This is a genomic window from Rhodococcus sp. BP22 (assembly GCF_014281965.1).
In the GTDB taxonomy this organism is placed as follows: domain Bacteria; phylum Actinomycetota; class Actinomycetes; order Mycobacteriales; family Mycobacteriaceae; genus Rhodococcoides.
On the sequence record NZ_JACFTB010000012.1, the window covers coordinates 27,747 to 53,553 of the forward strand.

At 61.8% G+C, this 25,807-nt stretch carries 20 protein-coding genes and 1 tRNA gene; 13 read left to right on the forward strand and 8 right to left on the reverse strand.

From position 1 onward, the window contains the following. The first annotated feature begins 165 nt into the window (after positions 1-165). The gene (locus H2510_RS20270; RefSeq protein ID WP_186630080.1) at positions 166-9,450 is read left to right on the forward strand and encodes a type I polyketide synthase; all 9,285 of its coding nucleotides are present in this window, start codon (positions 166-168) and stop codon (positions 9,448-9,450) included. Further along, positions 9,450-9,842 carry a holo-ACP synthase gene (locus H2510_RS20275; protein ID WP_084345069.1) on the forward strand — a complete coding sequence of 131 codons (393 nt, stop codon included), beginning with the start codon at positions 9,450-9,452 and terminating at the stop codon, positions 9,840-9,842. Before H2510_RS20270 ends, H2510_RS20275 begins: the two co-directional genes overlap by 1 nt. Positions 9,843-9,930: 88 nt before the next feature. Here the strand turns inward: H2510_RS20275 and H2510_RS20280 are convergent, their stop codons facing one another. Beyond that, on the reverse strand, positions 9,931-10,635 hold the full coding sequence (locus H2510_RS20280; RefSeq protein WP_186630081.1) for a TetR family transcriptional regulator: 705 nt from the start codon (positions 10,633-10,635) through the stop codon (positions 9,931-9,933). Positions 10,636-10,904: 269 nt separating this feature from the next. On the opposite strand from H2510_RS20280, the gene H2510_RS20285 reads away from it, so the two are divergent. After that, positions 10,905-12,284, forward strand: coding sequence for a hypothetical protein (locus H2510_RS20285; protein ID WP_315901458.1), 1,380 nt, complete (start codon positions 10,905-10,907; stop codon positions 12,282-12,284). Between the two features lie 79 nt (positions 12,285-12,363). Beyond that, positions 12,364-13,710, forward strand: a complete 1,347-nt coding sequence (locus H2510_RS20290) for a dipeptidase (RefSeq protein ID WP_186630082.1) — start codon at positions 12,364-12,366, stop codon at positions 13,708-13,710. On the opposite strand, the gene bcp is transcribed toward H2510_RS20290, so the two are convergent. Further along, positions 13,699-14,172 carry a thioredoxin-dependent thiol peroxidase gene (gene bcp / locus H2510_RS20295; protein WP_088943499.1) on the reverse strand — a complete coding sequence of 158 codons (474 nt, stop codon included), beginning with the start codon at positions 14,170-14,172 and terminating at the stop codon, positions 13,699-13,701. The two genes, H2510_RS20290 and bcp, sit on opposite strands and share 12 nt — an antisense overlap. A 79-nt stretch (positions 14,173-14,251) precedes the next feature. On the opposite strand from bcp, the gene H2510_RS20300 reads away from it, so the two are divergent. Further along, on the forward strand, positions 14,252-14,473 hold the full coding sequence (locus H2510_RS20300) for a DUF3618 domain-containing protein (RefSeq protein WP_088943500.1): 222 nt from the start codon (positions 14,252-14,254) through the stop codon (positions 14,471-14,473). 91 nt (positions 14,474-14,564) lie between these two features. Further along, positions 14,565-14,638 (forward strand) — tRNA-Lys (locus tag H2510_RS20305). 329 nt (positions 14,639-14,967) lie between these two features. On the opposite strand, the gene H2510_RS20310 is transcribed toward H2510_RS20305, so the two are convergent. The 3 genes from H2510_RS20310 to H2510_RS20320 all read right to left on the reverse strand — a co-directional run bounded on the left by H2510_RS20310 (position 14,968) and on the right by H2510_RS20320 (position 16,765). Continuing rightward, a complete protein-coding gene (locus H2510_RS20310) occupies positions 14,968-15,810 on the reverse strand; it encodes a tyrosine-type recombinase/integrase (protein ID WP_186630083.1) in 843 nt (280 codons plus the stop codon). A gap of 105 nt (positions 15,811-15,915) precedes the next feature. After that, complete coding sequence (locus H2510_RS20315) at positions 15,916-16,167, reverse strand: hypothetical protein (protein WP_186630084.1); 252 nt, start codon at positions 16,165-16,167, stop codon at positions 15,916-15,918. Then, positions 16,160-16,765, reverse strand: coding sequence for a helix-turn-helix transcriptional regulator (locus H2510_RS20320; RefSeq protein ID WP_315901459.1), 606 nt, complete (start codon positions 16,763-16,765; stop codon positions 16,160-16,162). Before H2510_RS20320 ends, H2510_RS20315 begins: the two co-directional genes overlap by 8 nt. Positions 16,766-16,928: 163 nt before the next feature. Here H2510_RS20320 and H2510_RS20325 point away from each other — a divergent pair, with 163 nt between their 5' ends. The 5 genes from H2510_RS20325 to H2510_RS20345 all read left to right on the forward strand — a co-directional run bounded on the left by H2510_RS20325 (position 16,929) and on the right by H2510_RS20345 (position 19,973). Further along, entirely contained in the window at positions 16,929-17,126 is a 198-nt protein-coding gene (locus H2510_RS20325) for an AlpA family transcriptional regulator (protein WP_186630100.1), read from the forward strand. Positions 17,127-18,245: 1,119 nt separating this feature from the next. Continuing rightward, entirely contained in the window at positions 18,246-18,506 is a 261-nt protein-coding gene (locus H2510_RS21145; RefSeq protein ID WP_186630085.1) for a ParA family protein, read from the forward strand. Positions 18,507-18,517: 11 nt separating this feature from the next. After that, positions 18,518-18,991 (forward strand): AAA family ATPase, encoded by a 474-nt coding sequence (locus tag H2510_RS21150; protein ID WP_186630086.1) that lies wholly within the window; start codon positions 18,518-18,520, stop codon positions 18,989-18,991. Between the two features lie 142 nt (positions 18,992-19,133). Next, positions 19,134-19,349: a hypothetical protein gene (locus tag H2510_RS21015; protein ID WP_261393093.1), complete on the forward strand. Its 216-nt coding sequence runs from the start codon at positions 19,134-19,136 to the stop codon at positions 19,347-19,349. A gap of 171 nt (positions 19,350-19,520) precedes the next feature. Then, complete coding sequence (locus tag H2510_RS20345) at positions 19,521-19,973, forward strand: hypothetical protein (RefSeq protein WP_186630087.1); 453 nt, start codon at positions 19,521-19,523, stop codon at positions 19,971-19,973. 198 nt (positions 19,974-20,171) lie between these two features. On the opposite strand, the gene H2510_RS20350 is transcribed toward H2510_RS20345, so the two are convergent. Continuing rightward, positions 20,172-20,687, reverse strand: a complete 516-nt coding sequence (locus tag H2510_RS20350) for a GNAT family N-acetyltransferase (protein ID WP_186630088.1) — start codon at positions 20,685-20,687, stop codon at positions 20,172-20,174. Positions 20,688-20,897: 210 nt separating this feature from the next. Then, the gene (locus H2510_RS20355; RefSeq protein ID WP_186630089.1) at positions 20,898-21,659 is read right to left on the reverse strand and encodes a nucleotide disphospho-sugar-binding domain-containing protein; all 762 of its coding nucleotides are present in this window, start codon (positions 21,657-21,659) and stop codon (positions 20,898-20,900) included. A 327-nt stretch (positions 21,660-21,986) separates the two neighbouring features. On the opposite strand from H2510_RS20355, the gene H2510_RS20360 reads away from it, so the two are divergent. Together H2510_RS20360 and H2510_RS20365 are read left to right on the forward strand one after the other, a co-directional pair. Beyond that, on the forward strand, positions 21,987-23,528 hold the full coding sequence (locus H2510_RS20360; RefSeq protein ID WP_186630090.1) for an AAA family ATPase: 1,542 nt from the start codon (positions 21,987-21,989) through the stop codon (positions 23,526-23,528). After that, complete coding sequence (locus tag H2510_RS20365; protein ID WP_186630091.1) at positions 23,525-24,385, forward strand: HNH endonuclease; 861 nt, start codon at positions 23,525-23,527, stop codon at positions 24,383-24,385. The genes H2510_RS20360 and H2510_RS20365 overlap by 4 nt, the downstream gene beginning before the upstream one ends. 326 nt (positions 24,386-24,711) lie before the next feature. Here H2510_RS20365 and H2510_RS20370 read toward each other — a convergent pair whose 3' ends face one another. After that, entirely contained in the window at positions 24,712-25,527 is an 816-nt protein-coding gene (locus H2510_RS20370; protein WP_186630092.1) for a hypothetical protein, read from the reverse strand. Positions 25,528-25,807: the final 280 nt, after the last annotated feature.

The following is a 25,807-nucleotide window of genomic DNA, read 5'->3' on the forward strand; positions in this document are numbered from 1 at the left end:
TCGAACGTGAGGCTTTCCTCATGATTGTGTCCTAGCCTGGTGAAGCGCGGACAGAGTGACTCGGTCCCCGACGGTCCTCCTCCACGGGGCCGCTGAACCGCGCTGGCGAAGGGCCATCCACGAACACCTCGATATCCGAGGTGCTCACGAGAGGAATCTTGCATCTTGACGATCAACGAGAGCACACCATCACATGGACAAGGCGCGAGCAGGTCGCCAAAGAGCGGTGGTGGTTCTCGTACGCTCGCAGATCGGTTCGCGGCCGGTGAGCCCTACGCGCTGGCTTTCGGCGGACAAGGTTCTCCATGGCTCAGCTCGCTCGAAGAGCTCGCCCGCGACTCAGCACTCGAGCCCGAGCTCACGGACCTGGTCAACGAATCCGTTGCCATCCTCGCGCCGGTTGCAGACGAACTCCTCGTCGTGCGCTCGGTCGGATTCGATCCCATCGGCTGGATGCTCGAACAAGATCTCGCAGACGAGGACGACGCCGCCTCCACCTACGGTCCCTCCGAAGCAGCACTTACCTCCGCGGCCGTATCGCTTCCCGGTGTATTCCTGACCCAGGTCGCTGCACTGCGGGCGCTGAAGCTGCAAGGACTCGACCCCGCCCAGACGCCACCGGTCGCCGTCATCGGGCATTCGCAGGGCCTCATCGCCGCCGAGTCGGTCAAGAGTGATGGTGCCGAGGACGCACATCTCCTTGCCGTCGCACAGCTGATCGGTGCTGCCGCAGGCCTCGTCGCACGTCGTAGGGGAATCATCGGAGCAGCCGATCGGGCGCCCATGGTTTCGGTCTCGAACGTAGAACCGGAACGGCTCGCGTCGATCATCGACGAACTCGCAATCCCGGGTGCACCGGAACGTTCCGCGGTTCTCGCAATCCGCAACGGTCGCCGTCGCGTCGTGCTCGCAGGCCCGCCTGCTCAGCTCGCTCGCGTGCAGGAGCGCAGTGAGCAGATCGCTGCCGAGGAAGAGCGTGAGCGCGATTCCAAGAAGCGTGGCGGTTCGGTATTCGCGCCGGTCTTCGAGCAGCTCCCCGTCGAGGTCGGATTCCACCACCCCGCACTGGGCGATGCGGTGGAACTCGTCGCTGCATGGGCACAGCGCTGTGGCCTCGACGTGGATATTGCGCGCACACTCGCCCACAGCATCCTCGTCGCACCCGTGGACTGGGTCGACGCCATCGACGGCGTCGTCGATGCAGGTGCCGACTGGATCCTCGACCTCGGTCCAGGCGACCTTCTGACTCGCATGACGACTCCGGCTCTGCGCGGACAGGGCGTGGGCATCGTTGCCGCCTCCACGCGCGGTGGACACCGCAACCTGCTGACGCCGGGCGCTGCCCCCGAGGTTGCACCGGCGTGGTCGGAATTCGCACCGAAGCCGATCACCTTGCCCAACGGTCGCGTCGTTGTCGAGACCACCTTCACCAAGCTCACCGGCCGTTCACCTATCCTCCTTGCCGGCATGACCCCGACGACGGTCGATGCGAAAATCGTTGCTGCAGCGGCCAACGCAGGCCACTGGGCCGAGCTCGCCGGTGGCGGCCAGGTCACCGAGGACATCTTCACCGACCGCGTCGCCGAACTCTCGCAGCTCCTCGAGCCCGGTCGAGCGATCCAGTTCAACTCGCTCTTCCTCGACCCCTACCTGTGGAAGCTGCAGCTCGGTGGCCGTCGCCTCGTGCAGCGCGCCCGAGCGGCAGGCGCCGCCATCGACGGCGTCGTCGTCACCGCAGGTATCCCTGAACTCGAAGAAGCCGTAGCGCTCATCGAAGAGCTTTCCGACGCGGGCATTTCGCACGTGTGCTTCAAGCCCGGCACCGTCGCGCAGATCCGCGCCGTCATCCGGATCGCGAATGAGGTGCCTTCCTACCCCGTCATCGTCCACATCGAGGGCGGCCGCGCAGGTGGCCACCACTCGTGGGAAGACCTCGACGATCTGCTGCTCGCAACCTACGCAGAGCTGCGCGCACGTCCCAACCTGGTGATCTGCGTCGGTGGTGGAATCGGCACACCCGAGCGTGCAGCCGAATACCTCACGGGCCGGTGGTCCCTCGGCGCCGGCTACCCGAAGATGCCGCTCGACGGAATCCTCGTCGGTACCGCCGCCATGGCGACACTCGAAGCTACGACCTCGCCCGAGGTCAAGCAGCTTCTCGTCGACACACCGGGTACCCCGGACTGGGTCGGTGCAGGCACCGCATCCGGCGGAATGGCCTCCGGCCGTAGCCAGCTCGGCGCGGACATCCACGAGATCGACAACGCGGCCTCACGCTGCGGGCGCCTCCTCGACGAGGTCGCCGGTGACGCCGATGCCGTAGCCGAGCGTCGCGAGGAGATCATCGCGGCACTCGACGGAACCGCCAAGCCGTACTTCGGCGACGTGGACTCGATGACCTACGAGCAGTGGCTCATTCGCTATCTCGACCTGGCCATCGGCACGGACAAGCGCAAGGATTTCGATTGCGGCGGGGAGTTCACCGACGCGGTCGCCGAGGCCAACGATTCGGTGTGGCTCGACGTCACCTGGCGCACCCGCTTCCTCGAGATGCTTCAGCGCACCGAAGCCCGTCTGCACCCAGTCGACCGCGGCCCGATCCCCACGCTCTTCGCCGACGTCGACACGCTCGAACGTCCGCGTGCTGCACTCCGCTCGTTGCTCGCTCAGTTCCCCGATGCAGGCGACGTCGTTCTGCACCCGGCAGACATCACCTTCTTCACCTCGCTCTGCAAACTGCCGGGCAAGCCGATCAACTTCGTTCCCGTCGTCGACGGTGACGTTCGGCGTTGGTGGCGCAGTGACTCGCTGTGGCAGGCGCACGATCCGCGGTACTCGGCCGATCAGGTTTGCGTCATTCCCGGCACCGTTGCCGTCGCCGGAATCACCCGCGTCGACGAGCCTGTGGGGGATCTACTCGATCGCTTCGAAAAAGCCACCGCCGACGAGTTGGTATCCGAGGGCAATGCACCGGCCCCCGCAGTGAGCCGTCGTTACGCAGGTATCGCGCCAGGTCTGCTCGGCATCGTTCTTGCTGCCCCTGACGTCGACTGGGCATCACGGATGACGCAGAACCCCGTTGCACGTCTCGGTGACACAGCGGACTGGATCGTCGAATCCGACACCGTCGCATCACACCCACAGACCGGGTCCACTCTCACCGTGCAGGATTCGACTCACGTCGAACTGACCGTTCCCCTCGCCCTCGGTAAGGAGGTGCGCATCCGCTTGACCGTCCCTGTTTCCACGGTCGACGGCGGCGCCCCCGTCGTCACTGCCGAAGATGCGCAGGCTTCGATGTCCTCGCTACTCGGAATTGCTGCGGGACAGGACCTTCCCAAGGTGAAGAACGGTGTTGCACGCGTCAACCTGGCGTGGATCCCTGATCTCGTGGCAGACCACGGCGGCGTCACCGGATCGGGTCTTCCCGACTCGCTGACCGTGAGCGGCAAGGCTGTTCCCGACGTGCTTGTCGGAGCATGCTGGCCTGCTGTCTTCGCTGTCCTCGGCGCCACCCGCACAGCTGAGGGTGTCGACGTCATCGAGGGCATGTTGGATCTGGTCCACCTCGACCACAGCGTCAACCTGGTTGGCGAACTACCCAGTGATGCATCGATTCTCGTCGTCAAAGCTGAGGCAGGAGAGGTGCTCGACACCGATCTCGGTCGCGTAGTCGAGGTCACCACCACCATCGGTGCGATGCTCGGAGAAGGTCTCGACGCGCCCGCCGTGGCAACTCTCGTCGAACGCTTCGCCATCCGCGGACGCACCGGCAAGGGTGAACTGTCCGATCCGGCCCCCGCCGGAGGCTCGGTCAGTGCCGACGCCAAGGACACACCGCGTCGTCGTCGCCGTCAGGCCACCATCCTCGCGCCGCGCAACATGGCAGCCTTCGCTCAGGTCTCGGGCGATCACAACCCGATCCACACCTCCGATGCGGCTGCGCTCCTCGCCGGTCTCGGTTCTCCGATCGTGCACGGCATGTGGCTTTCCGCCGCAGCGCAGCAGGCCGTCACCGCAATCGACTACGCGGACACCAAGACTCCGCCGCGTCGCCTGACCGCATGGACCGCCCGCTTCCTCGGGATGGTCCGCCCCGGAGCCGAAATCGACATTCGCGTCGACCGCACCGGATACGATCAGGGTGCCGAACTCATCGAGGTGTCCTGCCGTGTCGCAGGCGAACTCGTCATGGTCGCCTCGGCTCGCACTGCGCCGCCGAAGACCGTCTACGCCTTCCCCGGACAGGGCATTCAGCGTCAGGGGATGGGTCTGGACGCACGGTCGCGCTCGAAGGCAGCCCGTGAAATCTGGGAGCGTGCCGACAAGCACACTCGTAAGGCTCTCGGATTCTCGATCCTCGCGGTCGTCCGGGACAACCCGACCACGCTCAAAGCGCGTGGCACCGTTCACCGCCATCCCGACGGTGTCATCCACCTGACCCAGTTCACCCAGGTCGCGATGGCTGTTCTCGGTGTCGCACAGGTCGCCGAAATGCGAGAAGCCGGTGTCTTCGTCGAGAACTCGATTCTCGCGGGCCACTCGGTCGGTGAGTACAACGCTCTCGCTGCCGTCGCCGGTGTTCTCCCACTCGAAGCAGTCCTCGAGGTCGTCTTCCAGCGTGGATCGGCCATGCATGCGCTCGTTCCGCGTGACGCATCCGGTCGAAGCGACTACCGCATGGCAGCTATCCGGCCGTCGCAGATGGGTGTCGCCGACACCGATGTGCACGCCTTCGTCGCCGGTGTCGCCGAGGCCTCCGGTGAGTTCCTCGAGATCGTGAACCTGAACCTGCGTGGATCGCAGTACGCCATTGCCGGCACGGTTGCCGGCTTGGCCGCACTGGAGAAGGAGATCGAGATTCGCGTCGCCGAATTCGGTGGCAAGCGCGCCTTCATCGTGGTGCCCGGCATCGATGTGCCGTTCCACTCGACCGTGCTGCGTGGGGGAGTGGACGACTTCCGCACTCGGCTCGAAACGTTGCTGCCCGAAGATCTCGACCCGGAGATCCTGCTCGGACGCTACGTGCCGAACCTGGTGCCCAGGCCGTTCTCCCTCGAGCGTTCGTTCATTCAGGAAATCGCGGACCTCGTTCCCTCCGAGCCCCTGAACAAGGTGCTCGCGGACTTCGATTCCTGGGCCGCACGCCCGCATGATCTGTGCCGCGTCGTGCTGACGGAATTGCTGGCATGGCAGTTCGCCAGCCCGGTCCGTTGGATCGAGACACAGGACCTGCTGTTCGCCGAAGAGGCAGACGGTGGACTCGGTGTGGAGCGTTTCGTGGAAATCGGTCTCGGCGCAACGCCGACGGTCGCCAACCTGGCTTCGCAGACACTTAAATTGCCGGGCCGCTTCGGATTCCCGGTCGAGGTGCTCAACCTCGAACGTGAGGCCGCGATCGTCTACGGCACCGACACCGACCCAGCGCCGGTGGAGGAAGAGGAGTCCGCTCCGGTCGAGACCGCTTCTGCACCTGCCGCTTCCGCTGCGCCTGCTCCTGCGGCCGCACCGTCGGCTCCATCCGGTGGTCCGCGGCCGGACGACATCTCCTTCAGTGCTTCGGACGCAACCAAGATCCTCATCGGACTGTGGACCAAACTGCAGCTCGATCAGATCGGCCCTGCCGACACCATCGAGGCACTGTGCGACGGCGTCTCCTCGCGTCGTAACCAGTTGCTCGTCGACCTCGGTTCCGAGCTTTCACTCGGAGCGATCGACGGTGCGGCCGATGCCGACATGGGCGCGCTCTCCGGCACGGTCAACAAGCTCGCCCGTACCTACAAGCCCTTCGGCCCGGTACTGAGCGATTCGATCAACGATCACCTCCGCAAGGTCTTCGGGCCCTCGGGGCGTCGTCCGGCTTCCATCGCCGATCGCGTCAAGAAGGTGTGGGAACTGGGCGACGGTTGGGCGCATCACGTCACTGCCGAGGTCGCTCTCGGAACCCGCGACGGCTCCTCGGTCCGCGGCGGCGCACTCGGCGGTCTGGCCGACGGTGCACTCGCTGACGGCACTGCAGTCGACACCGTCATCGACTCGGCCGTGGCCGCTGTCGCCGCTCGCCGCGGTGTTGCGGTCTCGCTCCCGCAGACCGGTGGCGGAAGCGGAGGAACCGTCGATGCGGCTGCCCTCGGTGAGTTCACCGAGCACATCACCGGACGCGACGGGGTTCTGGCTTCGGCTGCGCGTCTCGTCCTCGAACAGCTGGGCTTCGCCGATGCTCCGAACGCCTTGGCTGTCGACAACCCGGACGCCGCGTTGGTGGATCTGGTTGCCGCAGAACTGGGTTCGGACTGGCCACGACTGGTCGCCCCGGCATTCGACGAGCGGAAGGCCGTTCTGGTCGACGATCGTTGGGCGACGGCACGTGAGGACCTGGCCCGGTTGTGGCTCGGTACCGCAGGCGACATCGCCGTCGAAAGCTTCGCCGGATCAGGCAAAGCCGTTGCAGCTCAGGCTCAGTGGTGGAAGTCGAAGGCGCAGGCCGAACGCAAGACGACGCTGGCCGAGTTCTACGGCCGGATCGCGGACATCGCACAGTCTTCCGAGGACAAGGGCGAATGGTCCGACGAGGTCGCCGTCGTCACCGGTGGTAGCAAGGGGTCGATCGCCGCGTCGATCGCCGCCAAGCTGCTCGGGGGCGGTGCAACCGTATTCATCACCACTTCCAAGCTCAACGACGAGCGACTGAAGTTCTACCGCGAGCTCTACCGGGCGAATGCTCGCGCCGGTGCAGCACTGTGGGTCGTTCCGGCCAACATTGCCTCGTACACCGACGTCGACGCGCTCATCGAGTGGATCGGTTCCGATCAGGTCGACAATGCAGGCGGGGCAAAGACTCTCGTCAAGGCAGGCGTCACACCCACCATGCTGTTCCCGTTCGCCGCACCTCGCGTCGTCGGCGAACTGTCCGACGCAGGTGCCCGCGCCGAGATGGAGATGCGAGTTCTGCTCTGGTCGGTCGAGCGTCTCATCGGTGGACTGTCGAAGATCGGTTACGACAACGACATCGACACCCACCTGCACGTCGTACTGCCAGGTTCACCGAACCGCGGCATGTTCGGCGGCGACGGTGCCTACGGTGAATCGAAGGCAGCCCTCGACGCCATCGCCACCAAGTGGGGCTCGGAGAAGAACTGGGCCGAGCGAGTTTCCATTGCCCACGCGCACATCGGGTGGGTTCGCGGAACCGGACTCATGGGCGGCAACGATCCGATCGTCGAGGCCGTCGAGGCCGAAGGCGTGCGGACGTGGTCGACGAGTGAGATGGCAACCGAGCTGCTGAAGCTGTGCGAGCCTGCTGCTCGCCGCCAGGCCGCGCAGGCGCCTCTGCTTGCAGATCTGACGGGTGGACTGGCGAACACGAAGCTCGATCTCGTCGAGCTTTCCCGTGCCGCAGCCGACGCGGCCGGTGAGAAGGTAGAGGAAGTGCTCGACAGCTCGGTGATTGCGGCTCTGCCTGCACCGCCGCGTTTGTCCACCTCGACCACTGCTCCGGCATGGCCTGCGCTCGATGTCGATCCGAAGGACCTGATCGTCATCGTCGGCGCCGGCGAGCTCGGACCTTACGGAAGTGCGCGTACGCGCTTCGAGATGGAGGTCGACGAGGAGCTTTCCGCCGCAGGCGTTCTCGAACTCGCATGGAACACCGGCCTGATCACATGGGAGAACGATCCCAAGCCGGGCTGGTACGACATCGAATCCGGTGACCTCGTGCCCGAGGCCGAGATCGCCGACAAGTACCACGACATCGTCGTCGAGAAGTGCGGTATCCGCACCTACGTCGACGACGGCGCCATGGTCGGCAACACTGCGCCGCTGATGACCTCGATCTTCCTCGACAACGACCTGACCTTCGTGGTCGGCACCGAGGTCGACGCACGTTCGTTCGCCGCGGCCGATCCCGAGCACACGGTCATCGCACCGGTACCGGAGTCCGGTGACTGGCAGGTCACTCGCAAGGCCGGAACCGAGATTCGCGTGCCGCGCAAGATGAAGCTCACCCGCACCGTCGGTGGGCAGATTCCCACCGGCTTCGATCCGACCAAGTGGGGCATCTCGCCGGACATGGCGAGCTCCATCGACCGCGTCGCACTGTGGAACATCGTGACCACCGTCGATGCGTTCATCTCCTCGGGCTTCAACCCGTCTGAACTGATGCGCTGGGTGCACCCCACACTGGTCGCCAACACTCAGGGCACCGGCATGGGCGGCATGGAATCCATGCGCTCGCTCTACATCGACACCTTGCTCGGCGACGCTCGTGCGAACGACATCCTGCAGGAAGCACTGCCGAACGTCGTTGCAGCGCACGTGGTTCAGTCGTACATCGGTAGCTACGGCGCGATGGTTCACCCCGTTGCAGCGTGTGCAACCGCCGCCGTCTCCGTCGAGGAAGGCGTCGACAAGATCAAGCTGGGCAAGGCGCAACTCGTCGTCGCCGGTGGTTTCGACGACCTGAGCACCGAAGGCATCATCGGCTTCGGTGACATGTCCGCGACCGCTGATTCGGCTGCCATGTCCGCCAAGGGAATCAGCGATCGTCGATTCTCCCGGGCCAACGACCGTAGGCGCGGCGGATTCGTCGAGTCGCAGGGCGGCGGAACGGTTCTGCTCGCTCGTGGTGACCTGGCGCTGGAAATGGGACTTCCGGTCCTCGGTGTCGTTGCGTACGCGCAGTCGTTCGGCGACGGCGTGCACACTTCTATCCCGGCTCCGGGACTCGGTGCACTCAGTGCCGGTCGCGGGGGCAAGGATTCGTCCTTCGCCCTGTCACTCAACGCACTCGGCGTCAGTGCCGACGATGTGGCCGTGATCTCCAAGCACGACACCTCGACTGCCGCGAACGACCCGAACGAGGCCGAACTTCACACCCGCCTGGCCAAGGCAATCGGACGCACCGACGGAGCACCGCTGTTCGTCGTCTCGCAGAAGAGCCTGACCGGCCACTCGAAGGGTGGAGCCGCAGCATTCCAGCTGATCGGTCTCTGCCAGGTGCTCAGCAACGGAGTCATCCCGCCGAACCGCAGCCTCGATTGCGTCGACGACAAGATGACCGAGTTCGAACACCTCGTATGGGCACGTGAGCCGCTGCGCTTCGGTGACTCGGTACCGCTGAAGGCAGGACTGCTGACCAGCCTCGGCTTCGGTCACGTGTCCGGTCTCATCGCCGTGGTTCACCCGCAGGCCTTCCTCGAGGCCGTGCCTGCAGAGCGTCGCGCCGACTACATCGCTCGTGCCAACGAGCGACGCATCGCCGGTCAGCGCAGGCTGATCTCCGCGATGGTCGGAGGTGACGCCCTGTACGAGCGGCCCGAGGACCGAAGGCTCGGACATGATGGGACGCCGGCAAAGGCGTCGCGCGAACTCGAAGCGGACATGCTGCTCACCGAGGCAGCACGCCTCGGCGACGACGATGTCTACCGCTCGGGTCTGCCGGGGTGCAAGTAATGGCTATTCTCGGAGTAGGTTTCGACCTGGTGACCGTGTCCGACTTCGCCGAGCAGATGGACAAGGCCGGCACGACGATGATCCGCGACAGCTTCACCGCGGGGGAGCGTCGGCACTCGGCAACGAAGAGTTCCGACCCGGCTCGCCACTACGCAGCACGGTGGGCCGCGAAGGAAGCAGTTCTCAAGGCCTGGGCGACTTCACGTTTCGCCAGGCCGCCGCAGATCGGTGACAATCCGTACCCGCTCATCGAGGTCGTCAACGACGCCTGGGGACGGCCGTCGATCAAGCTGCACGGCATGGCTCTGGAATTCCTGCCGACCGTCAAGATCCATCTGTCCCTGACCCACGACGGCGATATCGCTGCAGCCGTGGCGATCTTGGAAGAATAGGTTTGTAGAAGTACGACGCCGGTCCGCTCGCTACGAGTGGGCCGGCGTTCGTGTTTCAGGCGGTAGCCTGGCGGAGCCGAGCGCAGATCTACTCGGTGGAGGCGCCCGAACGCCTGCTGTCCCTCTCGGCGCCGAGAAGGTACGCGGTCATGATGCGTTTGAGTTCGGCGACGGCATCCTCGTGGCTCTGCCCGTCCTGAACGGAGAAGTTCAACATCGAGTAGACGATGTGGACGAGCACCTGGGCCATCAGATTGCGTCGCACTCTCGGGGTCCGCGGAGTGAGTGGGCCGAGCATGCGGGCGACCTGGTCTGCGAACTCGCGTTCGTGGATGACGCCGGTGGCGCGCGTGGACGGAGTGGACTGCATGGCTAGCCACACCTCCCGACGCGAGGGATCGGACATCCACATATTGGCCATGTGGTCGACGAATTTGTTGAGGAATCGAAGCCAATCCAGTGACGGCACCTCGCCGTTGAAGTCGGCCAGTTCTTGTTGAACGCCGACGACGTCCTGCCGGTTGAGCTCGCACACGATCACATACTTGTTGGCGAAGAACTGGTAGAGGGTGCCGATCGGCAGCTCGGCGCGAGCGGCAACTTCCTCGCAGGTGAACGATTCGAATCCGGCGTCGCTCAGCACGTCGCGTGATGCGGCAAGCAATGCGTCGAACTTGCGTTGGCTGCGTTCTTGGGTAGGACGCCGCCGCGGCATCAGCTCCTGTGTCTCTACCGTCGATTCGAGCGCTGCGTCTATTCGTCTCGCAGCCTGGGCGCTAGCAGAGGACTCCACGCCCCCAGGCTAGCGGCCCGAGCGTCATCTACTCCACTACGCAGAGTTACAGACACCGAGTGGCGGCTCCAACCAGAGAAACCCCAGTCCAGCTCACCGTGCCGCTCTCCAAAAATAAATTGACAGATCTGGAGTTGCTTTCTGGCCAATAAAACCATCTTTGGGTATGGTTCTGCTATCAGTTCAATCGTCGTGAAGGGTGACGTCGTCGATTTCGTCTCGGAGACGCTCATGTCGGGAGCCTCACCCTTAGGCACAGGAGTATTTACGTGGCCACTATTGGTCTTTCCATCGAGTCGGGTGCACTGCACGCCGTCCTTTTCGATGGGGTCGAAGATTCGGTAGCGGCAAGCCAGGTCACCGCGCTGGACGACGGCGTTGCAGCCTCGCTGACCGCTGCCATCGACGGCATGCGTGAGCTTGCCGCGGCCGCTGAAACAGCGGTGGACGGCATTGGAGTGGTGTATTGCTCCGATGAAGAGCGTGCACTGTTCGAGTCGGCCATCGAGGAGTCGGACGTCGATTCGGTGTCGATGATCTCCGCATCGTCTGCGCTGCTGGGGTGGCTGGCGAGATCGCCCGAGTTCACTTCCGCCGAGCGAGTCCTTCTCTATTACATGGGCCCGTCGGGGGTATCGATCTCGCTTGCCGACGCGGCGAAAGAAACCCTGTCGCCCGCCAAGACGGTGGCAATCGATTCGCCGAGCCCCGAGCGTATCGGCGGCACGGTGGCACTGGCGTGGGAAGTTCTCGACGAGGCCGCTACCGAGGCCGACTCCGTGGCGCTGTTCGGAGACCTCTCGGGCAACAGAGATGTGGTCGACATCCTTTCCCTCGGGCTCGGCGTGCCGGTGATTCGAGTCGGCGACGCCAATCTGATCGCAGCCAGCGGTGCGGGACTGCTCGCAGAACGCAACGTGGTTCGCGAAGAGCCGTCGGTCCTCGATGACGACGGTGCGCCCGATGACGACGGTGCGCCCGATGACGCTGTCGACGTTGTCATCCCGGTGGCGGACGCCGAAGACGAATCCGAGATGGTATCGGCGGTAGCACCTGCCGCTCCTGCGTTGGTGACGTCGCAGCCTCCCGTCGTGACCGCAGAGGTGCGCCAGACGCAGGTGCGTAGTTCCACGCCCCGCAAGAAGCTCGTGCTCGCCGGAGCTTTGCTGGTGGGAATCCTTTCCGGTGGGGTCGCGCTGGCATCCAGCCTGCCCGCGGATTCGCCGAAGAGTCAAACCCCCACGGAGGTAGCGAAACCGAGGTCGACGGCAATCGATACCGAGTTGGGTACGAGCGAAAGCGTCGCGGCGCGGCCCCCGGCCCTGACGCCGGAGCCGGCCCCGCCCGCACCTCCCGCTTCGTGGGCGCCGGAACCGGTGTTCTTGCCTGCGCCTGTAGTCGAAAATTGGACCGTCGATCCAACGACCGGCGTGGCGAAGCCACGTGAAACGTTCACCCCGATACCGGCCCAGTCGATCCCCCCGGCAGCCGCTGTAGTGCCGGGAAGTGAGGTGGCTCCTCCGGAGTTCGCCGTCCCGGTCATCATTCCCGAGCCAGGGAAATCCCAGGAACAGCTCGAACAAGAGGCTTGGGACCGGCACTGGCAGCACACTGCACAGTGGGTCGAACAGGAGATCCACGAAAACTGACGCTCTGCCCGACCACCCTGCACGATGACACAATGATCGGCAAGGGTAGAGACGGTCGGTAAGAGTGTCAGGAGTGACGATGTCGGATGTTCGATCGGCGATTTCCGCAGACATGCCGCGGGCTCAGCGTGAACTACGAGAGTTGGTGGCGTTCCGATCGGTTCACGACGAACGTCAGTTTCCGCGTGAAGAGTGTGTGGCAGCGGCCAACTGGGTCCGCAGTGCATTCCTGGACGCCGGAATGGATTCGGTGGAGCTGATCGAGACCGACGACGATTCGCTGGCTGTCGTGGGGCACCGGCCTGCGCCCGCAGGTGCGCCGACAGTGCTGCTGTATTCGCACTACGACGTCCAACCGCCGGGGGACCGATCATTGTGGGACAGCGAGCCGTTCGAACTCACCGAGTCTCGAGGCCGCTGGTTCGGCCGCGGTGCAGCGGACTGCAAGGGCAATGTCGTCATGCATCTGCTGGCGCTGCGTGCACTCGGTGACGACCTTGCCGTCGGAGTCACCGTGGTTTCCGAAGGTTCGGAAGAGATGGGCACCGGCGGACTCGAAGCACTCGTGCAGGCGAGGCCCGAACTGTTCGAATCCGACGTCATCATCATCGCCGACACCGGCAATGCTGCCGTGGGTCGGCCGACCGTGACGACGACCCTGCGCGGAATCGCCAATGTGGTGGTCCGAGTGGACACATTGAGCGGCGAAGTCCACTCCGGAATGTACGGCGGCCCAGCCCCCGACGCCCTTGCTGCACTGATCCAGTTGCTGTCCACACTGCGAGACGAGCATGGCAATACCGTCGTGGATGGATTGGATACGAGCCAGGTGTGGGACGGCATCGACTATCCAGCCGATCGGTTCCGCGCTGACGCAGGGGTATTGGACGGGGTGGACCTTGCAGGCTCGGCTTCGGTTGCCGACGCAGTGTGGGCGCGCCCGGCTCTGACGGTTCTGGGAATCGACTGCCCGCCCGTCGTCGGTTCGGCGGCCGCAATTTCGCCGACGGCGTCCGCACGCCTCAATCTGAGGGTGCCGCCCGGTATCGATCCACAGGCCGCTCAGGATGCACTCGAGGCCCATCTACGGGCGCACGTGCCGTGGAGCGCGCGCGTGAGTATCGAGCGCGAGGCGATCGGGTCGCCGTTCCGAGCGCGAACCGACGGCCCCGGCTACGCGGCTCTGGGCGAGGCGATGAAGGAAGCATTCGGCAAGGACGTGTCCTCGGCAGGGCAAGGTGGTTCGATCCCGCTGTGCAACGTTCTCGCACAGACGTTCCCGAAAGCCGAGATCGTGCTCATGGGCGTCGAAGAACCGCTGTGCCGCATCCATGCGCCCAACGAAAGCGTCGACCCGCGGGAAATCGAGAACATCGCCGTCGCCGAGGCTCTGTTTCTACAGAAGCTCGGACGGTCAGACCGATAGGTCTCGGCGAAGCTTCGCAACATGTCCGGTAGCGCGGACGTTGTACTGCGCTACCTCGATCTTGCCTGCCTCGTCGACGAGGAAAGTCGAACGAATGACACCCTGCACCGTCTTGCCGTACATCTTCTTCTCGCCGAAAGCGCCCCACGCCAGAAGCGTCGACTTCTCCGGGTCGGAGAGCAACGGGAAGTTCAAGCCCTCCGCGTCGCGGAACTTAGCGAGCTTCACCGGCTTGTCGGGGGAGATGCCGATGACCGCGAGGCCTGCGCCGTTGAGTTCGGCCAAACTGTCGCGGAAATCGCACGCCTGCTTGGTGCAGCCCGGCGTACTGGCAGCGGGGTAGAAGTAGACGACGACCTTCTTGCCCGCGTAATCGGACAGAGAGACGTCGTTTCCGTCAGCATCGGGCAAAGTGAAGGCCGGTGCAGAGTCGCCGGGCTCGAGCTTCTTGTTGTCGGTCACCGGAGAAGCGTAACCAAAAACAGCAGTGCTCTACTCTCGACAACGACAGACGAAGAATTTGCGACAAGTTGGAGGACACGTGGCCAAGGACACCGACCGGATCGAACGCGAGATCGAGGCCGCTCGCAATCAGCTCGCCAGCACACTCGACGAGCTGAGCGTCCGCGCGAGCCCCAAGCGCATCGTCGAAAGCACAAAGCAGACCGTGGTCGCCAAGCTCAACGAACCGCCGGTGAAATACACCCTCATCGGAGTCGGCGCAGTAGTGGCAGTACTCGTCATCCGCAAGATTTTCAGCTAAAAAGCGCCCCTGACCAGCCGATTTCACATCCGGTCAGCGATCCTGTTAAAGTTTTCCCCGGCACCACAGAGAACGACGGTGGTGCTGATCGGCGCCATTAGCTCAGTTGGTTAGAGCAGCTGACTCTTAATCAGCGGGTCCGGGGTTCGAATCCCTGATGGCGCACAACGAAACACCCCGCCACCAGCGCAAAGCTGGTGGCGGGGTGTTTTGCTTTTGCTCGGCTTTGCCCCAACTCATCACTTACTCATCACTTTGAGGGCAAAGTGATGAGTTGCTCGCTCCTTGCCTGCTAGGAGCTCGGCGCGACCCATTAAGGTCGTCTTCGCGCCTGCGGTCCGTTTACGGTGCAAAAAGTTTGTGGACAGGTCGGTGCCAGGTTGCGGCGTGCGCGATCGCTCCCGCGCTGCCGAGATCCGGCCAGAATTGCCGATGACGGGGCCAGGTCCAACTGTCCACGCGATCGGCTCAGCCGGACCTTGATGTGAGAGGGCCTAAGTCTTGGGCGCAAACTTGTTCAGCGCGTCGCTCATGTCTGGGGCCAAGGTCACTCGCTGGATGTAGTGCGCCTCGGTGACCCTCGTGTTGGCGTGACCCAGCTGAACCTGAGCTGCTTCGACCCCGCAAGTCTCTTTCACAAGGGTGGCCACGGTCTTTCTGAGGGTGTGAGGAGTTACCCAGTCGAAGTCGTCGCCGCGTGCGGCTCGCCACAATCTCCGAACGTTCGCCGGCGACACCCAATTGCTGGTGCCCGTCACGAGCAGGGCGTTCTCCGGGTTGAGAAACGTTGGCATAGCGCGCCTGCGTCGGAGTGCTGTGACTGCGAATGTGGGGAGCACCACGGTAAGCGGAGGTGCATCACCCTTTCGGAAGTTTTGCCGGAAGAGTCGTTCACCGGCCGCTCGCGGAACCACAAGAGTTGCGCTGAATGTGGCGGTCGGGATCGGCGAGTCCAGATCGACTTGGTCCCACTTCAAAGCCAAGAGCTCACCGATGCGTGCACCTGTGGTGATCAGGAGCATAAGAATGTCCTCGAGATCGGCACCGGGTCGAGGACCGAGCTTCGGCCGTACGACCCCATTCTCGTCGATGGTCTGGTGACGACAGTAGTTTTGCACGCGGTCGCGCAACTCGTTGAGCTCATCGGGAGTCAGCGCGCGGACTGCGGACTTCTTGGGGGTCGGTCTCGGCGTATCGCGAACTGGATTGTGGCTGAGGAAGTCGAACCGTACGGCCATGCCGAGCATGCCGGACATCACTATCCGCGACATCCGAGCGCCACTCGTGGTTTTCTCTCCGATCGAGTTGATCAAAGAGTCGACCTTCCCTGCCGTCATCTCGCGAATGAAGATTTCACCTATAGCCGACGCACAGTAGGCGTTCCATGCTTGTCTGTATCCCTTTATTGTCTGCGGGGCAACATTTTTCGACTTCCGATCTATTTAATAGGTGAACAGCTCCGCCATCGTGGATGTCTTGGTCAGTTCAGCACGCTGCGAAGGATGGGGTGGTTCGCGGTTGGCAACTTTGTCCTGAAGCTTTCGTCGCGCTTCGGCTGCGGTTTTTGCACGGGCTTCGACCAGTCGTCGCTTACCATCCTGATCTCTGATGCGAGCGCGCGCGACGCTGACGCCACCCGACGTCGTGGTCGAGATTCGACCCCACTCGCCAACTCTGAAGGGGTCTCTAGCCATCCACTTCGTCTCCGACCGCCATTCCCAGCTCGGTCATCTTGCGAAAGAGGTCCTCCGAGCGCCTCCGCGCGTCTTCGTAGAGATACTGCATCGATTCGATGTGCTCGGCTGATTCTCTCTTCGACAACCCGTTTCGCAGTTGTACCCGGGCACGGCGCATTGCCTTCAACGCGTCGAGCCATTCACGAGTGATTCCAACGCGATCGTTCTTCGGGTCGAAGGTGTCACGTACCCACATGTCGAGACGAGCGTCTGATTCCTCGTCGGTCCACTCGGAGCTGGGTCTCACGAGCCCGGCTTCGCCGCTGAACCAGCGTAGGGCGTCGTGAGATTCTTGCGGTAGTCCCGGGAGGGCCTCAACTTTCCCTTTGGGAAGGTCCGGGAAGAGTAGCTGCGCAGGTGAGACTCCCAGTGCCGCAGCCAGTACAAGCAGTTCCGAGATGTCCAGGCTCTTCTTGCGACCGGTCTCCAAGTCAGCAACCACGGACCGAGAAATACCCCATCCGAAGTCGACAGTTCTGTCGGCGAGCTTGGCCGCGGACAGGGCGGAGTGGTCCTTACCTCGGAGACGGCGAACTTCCGAAGCGACCCGGGCCACGATCGATTCCGCCCACGACTGTGTAATGAGTACGCAGTCTAGCCGAAAATCCTTATTTCTTGTGGGTCGGGCACGTAGTTGTGCTCTGTGGTGGAACCACATGGACTGAATCTTTTTGTCACCAATATGTGGCTTTACTACATAATCAGTGGAGGTGCTGAAGATGCCCAGACGGCTACTGTCTGTTCCGGAGGCTATGGCTTGCACGGGACTTGGACGATCCAACTTCTTCAATAAAATCGCATCCGGAGAAATCCGTAGCGTAAAGGTCGGCAAGCGCCGGCTGATCCCGGATACGGCCATCGATGAGTACATCGAAGGATTGGAAGCGCAATCCGACTCGAGTTCAGGCGTCGCGTGAAGTTCAGGACGCACTGCCTTCCAAAAATCTGAAACGCCCCCGGCGAATCTCGGTGTTACCAGCACCGAGGCCGAGGGCGTCGAAACCACAACCTGTGAGGAAGGAGCTTCGCCACCGATCATAGAGCGTCTTGATAAGTGATTCAGGACATTTCGCTGAGTCACCGTTCTCCGCCCCTGGCTTCGGTCACGGGCCGACGGGCGATGACACGCGCTTCGATCCGCCATTGCGGTCGAACTCTTCTGCTTGCACCGAACAAGGCTTTGCCACGAACTTCCCAGCAATGGCTGATGTGTTGCAGCAGCGTCGTTTTCTGGCAGAGACCGACGTAACACCAGCCTGCCGCCGGCCTGTGCACCCTGTGTAAATCTCTCTGAGACCGGCCTTGAGGCACCACACGCTCGACTGATCATCGAACGAGTGGCGATACCGACCAGCCGCGCGTCCATTGCGACGCGGGGCTATCGGACGTGGAGCGGACAACGTGGGTGCGGAAATTGGCTCAGGGGCCATGGGGGGTCCGAGACAGACCGACGAAGTACCACGCATTCGAACCCAGCCACTAATGAAGAGGACTCATGAGAACCCTTGACCAGCATCCAATCGAACTCCACTTGCGTTCGATTGCAGCTCAAGCCCAGCAGTCACTGTCTGTCTGGTTCGCAGATCGCCCCGGATTCACCAAGCTCGCCCCGGCGTCAGCAGTCCAGCGTCTTGGACATCCACTCTCTGGCCGTGACGAGCCGAAAGAACAACTGCTCAAGCTGTATTCAGCTGCGTACCAAATACCAGCAAGGCGTGAATCGCCCGAACCTCGGTCGATACCCAACCGACCACCAATACCAGTGTCGCGTGCATCAGGTGCAATACACGCCATAGGCGATACGGAACTAATTGCTCCCACGCGCGCCATACGCCCCTCACTGTCATTGCTTCCCGTGCTGGCGTCGTCGGGGAATGGATGCCATTCGGGTGATACCCCCAACACCAGTACGACGACCTATTCGCACAACACCTGCGACACGCACGATGCATCCCGCACCCGATTGGGTAACCATGCGTCCCTCGCCACCATTTTATCCATTACCCGCAACTCCCGCAATGGAAGTGACACCCACGATGCCCGCTGACATCATCGCCTTCTGCAACCAAAAGGGTGGCGTCGGCAAGACCACCGAGACGTTCCACCTCACCGATGCGGCCACACGTGCGGGCAAGCGCGTTCTCGTCGTCGATATCGACCCGCAAGGCAACCTCGGCATCGCAGATGTGCTCTCGGAGTCCTCGGAAGCAACTATCGCCGACACAGTCGTACCCGCATCTGGCCACGCGTCGACCTGGTCCCGACCGCGCCCGGAGACGAATCACTTGCATATGTGAGAGATCAATTGGTGGTGGCGGGTGCGGGACGTGAGCGCTGGCTTCGAGACGCCGTAGAAACCGTCACTGATCAGTACGATGTGGTACTTATCGATTGCCCGCCCAGCTTGGATCTGCTGACTATCAACGCACTCGTCGCGGCACGAAAAGTTGTTGTCGTCAGCCAATCTGCGCTGTTTTCGGCGAACGGCCTGGCACGTCTACGCCGGACAATCGACGCGGTTAGGCGGAGTTACAACGCCGACCTCCGGTTGCTCGACGCGGTGATCAACCTGCATGAGAACCAGACCATCGCCGGTCGTGAACAGCTCACCGAGATTGCAGCAAGCATCAACATTCTCGGCGATCCAGTGCCGAAACGGGTCGTCATTAAGGATTCGATGGAGTCACAAACCAGCCTGAAGGACTGGGGGACAACACAAGCGCGAAGCCTATGGACGATCTACCGCGACACGATCGAGATCCTCACTGATGGAGAGCAGTGATGGTGCGACCAGAACGAATGAAAAGCACACTGGCCGGAACGAGCCCCGTGGACTCACCTCCTTCGGAGAACGACGCGCCCCCATCTGCCCCGGCAACCTTACCAGCACAGAAGAATCCAGTTCCAACGGTGGACGACAGTAAGTGCAAACGCTCGTACTACCTGTCACCGCCACTGTCGACGATCTCCTCAACGCCGCGGAGGCGCTGTCCGCGACTCCGGGAGCGCCCCGAGGCCCATCGGATCTCATCAACGCTGCGGTCGAGGAGTACCTTGAGTCGCTGCGACTTCGGTTCAACGACGGCAAACCGTTTCCGAAGCGTACAGGCCTGCTTGCGCGAGGACCGAGGATTCGATGACCGGTCTATCGCCGAACCACTTCTGCTGCTGCAATTGCAGGTACTGGTCTGCGTGTCGTCGTCGTGGGCCGTAAGGACAAAGCAGCTCGCTACGGCGGTTACGTCGCACATCAAGTCGGTCCGATGCCGCTGTTCGACCGGCACTCTTCCACCGATCAGGAGGAACGACCCATGGATAGATCGATTCCCGGTATCATGAACCCACCGCTGCTTTCGTTGAACGAAACAAGAGCGCGGGCACTCGATGTTGCCTCCCAGCGTTGTGGATCAGCGTGGAATTGCGGCAAGATTGTTCCGCACTGGTTGCTGCAAGCGGCAATTCGGTCCGGAGCAGTTGACTACGATCGATCCGTCTGGGGTGAACTGGCCCTGTCTGCGCACTTCAGTGAACCGAACCGTCACGAAATCACGTTCGTCATCACATACGGGTTGGACGGTGCGCCGAACGTAGTGGACGGGAAGACAACCGATTACCCGGCGAACTTCAACGAACTCGATGATGTGGCTCAGAACGCGACACCATCGACGCTAGTCCCAAGCCCTGAAAGTGCATTCACTTGGCTGACGTTCCTCGTCGATTCGATCACCGAGTTGCATGATCGGACGTGTGCGCAAATATATTAGTGGCCGCGGTAATTCAGTCACCCCGCCGTTAGAAGGTAAGGGCTGCGAGTCATCGGAGTGCAGTGGTGTTCCAGTATTTGCGGTCCATTTGGCTTTGAAGGCTGGGTATAGCTGGCGAGTGCCGGGCGATCCGTCTGCTGAACCACCTGTTAGCGGTTTGATAGATGGGCAAGGTCACCGACCTGGCGCACATGCCGGCTAGTCTGAGTGATTCGCTTCGAGGCGGTATAGATGCGAGAGCGCACCTTCGTAGAATTCTTCGGTGTATTCGGTGAAGCCGACGCGCTCAGCTACCCGACCCGAGCGCTCGTTCTCCACATTTACGTTGGCTACCAACGGTATCCACGGAAGATTGCGGTCGCGCCAGTCAACCACCGCTTTCGCTGCCTCCACTGCGTAGCCCCGGCCCCACACCTCGGGGGAGAAGCGGTAGGCGAGGTTCAGGACACCTTCGCCGCGAACGTCGCGGGCACGGATCCCTGCCAGACCGATCACGTCGGGGTTAAGGCGGCTGGTCACGGTGCAGTAGCCGTAGCCGTGTTCCGTCCAATCTGCGAGCCACGAGTCGACCAGGAGGCTGACCTGCGCCGCGTCAGGCGGGTTCGACTCGAAGCGGGTCGTGCGAGGATCGGTATGCAATGCGATCATCGACTGTCGGTCCTCCTCGCGTAGGGGACGCAGAATCAGCCGAGCGGTCTCGATTTCGACGAACATGCTTCAAATTATCCGGTCCCAGAGCATCTGCGCGCTGCTCGCGCCGCACCGTCGGCCGTGATCGTTTCAGCAACCGCATGGGCGCGAGCCGCTGTTTCTTGTGTGAGCGCTACCGCTAGTGCAGACCGGATCGACTCGGGAGTCGGGGTGGAGTTGCCGACGGCGACACCGATCCCGAGTGCGGCCACACGGGCGGCCCAGTACGGCTGATCAGCGATCTGCGGGCACCACTACCTGAGGGGTGCCCGCTCGCGCGGCGGTGGTAGTCGTTCCCGCCCCTCCGTGATGGACGACGCACGCGACCCGTGGGAACAGTGCCTGTAAATTGCAATCGCCGACCGCCAAACAGTTCCTGTGGTCCGTGACGTCGAGCCCCGCCCACCCGCGTCCGACGATGACCCGGCGGCCGTGCCCGCGAATGGCCTCGATTGTGGTCATAGCTGCGTCCTTTTCGACGATCATGCTGCCGAAACCGACATAGACGGGAGGATCGCCGGCATCGAGAAAGGCCTCGACTTCAGGCGAGAGTGGACGGGTGTCGGGAAGTATCCATGCGCCGGTGCGTGCTCCGACATCGGCATCATTCTGCGGGGGGCCCAGGACAGGATCTGCAGCGAGCCATGGCCGATTGGTCCGGAGGAACGCGCGCATGTCATCGACCGCAGGCAGGGCCAGCGAGGCGCGGTGAGCGTTGATCGCGGGGCCGACACGGCTCTGGGAGCCCTGGGGCTCCAACAGGCTCGGGGAGAACACGACGAACTGGTTCGGGATACCTACAACTTCGGCGGCAGTGCCCGCAACAAAGTGCAACATGCCGGTCGCCAGCACGACATCAGCATCTTGTGCTGTCTGTGCCATCGTGTCGAAGGTTGCTGCGATGTGGTTGTTGACGTGGTCGGAGACGCTCAGAACAACTTCCCGGGCGGTGGTCTCGGCTACCTGCCACGAACGCCACGACCGCGGAAACGGCACTATCGGAACACCGGCCCGCTCGTGCCCATCGTACGACGGACTGCAGACAGATCGTCCGCCACGCGGCCGAAATGCCCGATACTCGCCGACACGTGCAGGCTCCGAAGTCCGCCTAGGGCCTCGACAGGGTCAAACAGCTTCAGCTCGATACGCTGAAAGCCACCGAAACCTTGCTGGTGGAACCGAGTGCAGGGTACTGGGCACCTGCACCCGACAACTGGGGTGCAGGCCTTCTTCGTTACCCAGGAACGAGGAGCACCGCGAGCGGGTCCGCTCTACTTATCGACGAAAGCACCCGGGGGCGTTTGCGCCAGCTAGGCTTGGTGGGTGCGACGCAGGCAAGAAACGCTGACCTTCTTTGTAGCCAAGCCAGCTAGGCAGCTACCCAAGCCGCCCTATGTGAAGTTGCGGCCGGACAACTGGGACGATTACGGGTTCCAAACGCTGTACTCAGCATCGCTGCGGACCGACCCCTCTTATGACGGCGACGAAATAGAGCTCGGAAATTTGAAAATTCTCCGGCTAAACCAGCAAGAGGGACGCCCAGGAATTGAAGATCGATTCGATGAGCTTGGCACTGAGTTCTGTTCAATCGGCCAGAGCATTGAGTACTACGAGACGCTTATGCAGCTCCCCTCGGATATAAGGCGTGCCTACCTTGTAGCCCTTCGGGACGCGGTCTCTGACTCTGCGATTGAGAAAAAATTCGAAAACGAACACGGTTGGACTACCTCCCTATTGCGATTCGGTCAGGCACTCAACACCCTAAAGGCCGGGCGAAAGCTTCTGCAAGGCAGCGAACTCAGTAAAGATCAAATGTCGTTCGACTTCGCATGGCGTCGAGATGGTCACACCAGCCGCATTCCATTTGTTTTTGATGACTCCGGGAATTTACCGGGTAGGTGTAACATATTGATCGGCTACAACGGAGTAGGCAAGACGACGTTGCTGGCCGATCTTGCTTTGGCTGCAAGCAGAGGTGCCGATGAGCAGCAGCTGGGATTCTCCGAAGTTTTCGGGCAGGATACGACTTTCGGCGCGGTCGTTGCCATCTCATACAGTGCTTTCGACACGTTCGAGACCCCCGAAAGTATTCTCGACATCAAGAACCCCGAGCAATTAGATCGGGTGTCAAACGCTGCTTTCGGATATGTGTACTGCGGGCTGCGTCGCCAAACGGGTGACTCTAGCGGGGGCGCATACGAACTGAAGGCAATCAGTGAGATCGAAAACGAGTTCGTGGAGGCACTTGACGAGATAGGACGCCTGGATAACCGTCACCACCTAATATCAGCCTTCCAAGCTCTGGCTAGCGAACCGTCGTTCGGGCAAGCTGGAATCGATCTAACACAATTAGGCGTAGTAAGCCAAACTGACGCCATCGAATCGTTCAAAGACCTCAGTACCGGCCACAAGGTGGTTCTGAACATCGTCACCCAGCTCGCGACGTATCTTCGTACCCGATCTCTGGTCCTTATCGACGAGCCCGAGACACACCTCCACCCGCCCCTCGTTGCAGCACTCCTCCGAGCCATACAGGTGCTACTGACTGCCAGCCACTCCTTCGCCGTCATCGCCACACACAGCCCCGTGGTCGTGCAAGAAATCCCCGCGCAGTTTGTTCATATCCTCGAACGGGAGGCAGACGGTCCAGCGATCCTCCGTCAGCCCGAGATCGAGACTTTTGCCGAGAACATCGGCGCTATCACCAGGCATGTCTTCTCTCTCGACAACAGTGCGACCGACTACCAAGGCATTCTCCGATCTCTAGCGGAGAACTACAGCGCGGAGGAGATCGACGAGATGTTCGGAGGCGGACTCAGCGTCCAAGGCCGAGCGCTTGTAGCAAATTATAGGAATCAACAGTGATCAACGCTCAGCAAACTCCAACCGATGACATTAAAAACTATCTCCACGTTGCCGCGGAAGAAAAGAGAGAGGGGAGGCTTCGCCCAGCTGCCCTCAAGCCGACTGTGCTCGCTCTCTACGAAACCTATTTGGACCGCGTCACGGATGAAGACGGACCTGCAGTCGACCTTTCCATTTCGGAGTTTGACCAGAAGGAACTGGTGAAAAATGCTCGCTATCTCGGGCTTGTCTATTTCAAGAAACTGAGAATCGGGATTCTGTCTTCCACACCATCGAAGCGGTGCCCGTACTGTTACCAGGTCAAAGCATCACAGGTCGATCACTATCTCCCCAAAGCTCAGTTCGGGGAATACACTGTCTATTCGCCCAACTTGGTTCCGATCTGCAATATTTGCAACGGAAAGAAGCTCAATAAATTTGTACGCCCAGGTGGTGGGCGGCGGTTTCTGCATCCATATTTCGATAGACTCCCTGATGGGCCGGTACGCTATTTAACCGCGAGAGTCTCGATAAGACAGTCCGTCTTGATCAATTTTGAGGTCGTGCAACCTGCTCAGATGTCTGACGAGCTTTGGAGTGTACATCTAAATCAGTTCACCGAGCTGGACTTAGCTCTTCGTTATACGGACGATGCCATTGATACCGTGAATGGAATGCTGCTTTCCCTGCGTCACAATTTCAGTATTGGCGGTGGGGCCAAGGTTGCCGAAGAACTCCGCATCGAGCAAGCATCGAGAACGTATTTGTACGGACCAAATCACTGGTGGCCGGTCACGCTAGAGGCGCTCGCTGCGTCAGCAGCGTTCTGTGACGGCGGGTTCAATGTTCTTGATCCCATACGTGCTGTTGTTGTGTGACTAGGCCGACCTACCGTCTTACTTCTGCCGTAGGGGCGTTGAACGGGCGTGATTCACTCGTAGGTGCACTGACGCGGTTGCGTCTCCACATTAAAACGGCTAGGTGAAACGCGTCCGCGGCAAAGTTCTATGTGCCCGAGGTTACGCACGCTATCGATGTCGACCGCGACAGCTTTTGCTCGTCGTTCCACACTGGCATCGGTGGCCGTGGTCCTGAGCCCCTACACGTCAGTTCTTGGTAGGGATGGGATCGTACGGCCTGGGCGCGGGGCCACAGTGGAGTTTTCCGCGACGCTCACGGAACGGCAAGAGGGCTCAACATCGACTCACGGCCAGGTTGTCGGCGGTGGCCCAGTAAGGGCCAGATCGTAGTAAATCCGGTACCCGTCAGCGAAACGCGCTGTGGCGACCGTACGAGGGCCGGTTTCAGGAGAGATTGAGAAGTTAGACGGGAGGCCTGCGTATTGCTCAGCCCGGACGCGCGTCAGTGCTTGAACAACTTTGTCGGTCAGCTCGGTGCGGTGATGAGTAACCACGACAGTGGTCCCAGTCACGACACGATAAGCTCCGATGACGCTCAGTCTTCTGGACGCGGGCCAATCGAAGAGCAGTGCAGACTGATCTTTTTCGATCAGGGTAATGCGAAATTCCGCAGCCTCCCCCCACGGTGGTTCAGCGGTCCAACGGATGGTCTGCATCTTTTTGATTTCATCGCCCGGAACATCTACGACGTCGGCACTCGGAACCACGACAGTCAAGGCGTCGGTCCATCCATCTGCGAACGGTGTGTGTTGCACCCACTGATCGATGATCCGACTGGACTCGTCAGGCAAATTCACCAAGCGAAGATCCGCGCTATCGAACTTCTCAAACAACACCTGGCAGCGCCAGTCACCTGATTCATGGAGACTTACCTTCGCAAGGCTTTCGTTTGATTGGGGCTGAACGTATATATCTGCCTTATCCTTCGGAGACCAGACTCGCCACAATCCAGATCGGCGACCGGGCGAGCCCACCGCAAACTTGATCGGCTTCTTCGGATCAGCCCTCCGAACTTGCGTGTCGCGGTAGTTCTCCGGACTACTGTAAACACGAACGACCGGACCCGCGGGCAGATTTATAGAAGCAATGGCGGCTTGCACATGCCGATCGTAGACCGGCCACCCTGTGCTGCGACCGCGAGAACGCAACAGTCGACAACCATGCGCGTGCGGCGGCGACCCGCAGGGTAGATCTCATATCAACTGGCCCGGGTCCGACAAACGCGTTCGTAAGCTAGTCCAGTTCCAGCTCTGCGGGGTCTTTGGCTTCCACAGTGCGATCGTCGTCGAACGCTGACACATGAACCTTGAAGGTGCCGCTGATTTGATCAGCATCCCCCTGCTCCCACTCAGTACCAGAATCGTTGGTGTAGCTGCTCAC

What these genes read in the sequence shown, in the direction of transcription:
- H2510_RS20275 (WP_084345069.1), top strand. Translation starts at nt 9,450, where the DNA reads ATGGCTATTCTCGGAGTAGGTTTCGACCTGGTGACCGTGTCCGACTTC.
- H2510_RS20290 (WP_186630082.1), top strand. Translation starts at nt 12,364, where the DNA reads ATGTCGGATGTTCGATCGGCGATTTCCGCAGACATGCCGCGGGCTCAG.
- H2510_RS20310 (WP_186630083.1), bottom strand. Translation starts at nt 15,810, where the DNA reads ATGACGGCAGGGAAGGTCGACTCTTTGATCAACTCGATCGGAGAGAAA.
- H2510_RS20315 (WP_186630084.1), bottom strand. Translation starts at nt 16,167, where the DNA reads ATGGCTAGAGACCCCTTCAGAGTTGGCGAGTGGGGTCGAATCTCGACC.
- H2510_RS20325 (WP_186630100.1), top strand. Translation starts at nt 16,929, where the DNA reads ATGCCCAGACGGCTACTGTCTGTTCCGGAGGCTATGGCTTGCACGGGA.
- H2510_RS21145 (WP_186630085.1), top strand. Translation starts at nt 18,246, where the DNA reads ATGCCCGCTGACATCATCGCCTTCTGCAACCAAAAGGGTGGCGTCGGC.
- H2510_RS20345 (WP_186630087.1), top strand. Translation starts at nt 19,521, where the DNA reads ATGGATAGATCGATTCCCGGTATCATGAACCCACCGCTGCTTTCGTTG.
- H2510_RS20350 (WP_186630088.1), bottom strand. Translation starts at nt 20,687, where the DNA reads ATGTTCGTCGAAATCGAGACCGCTCGGCTGATTCTGCGTCCCCTACGC.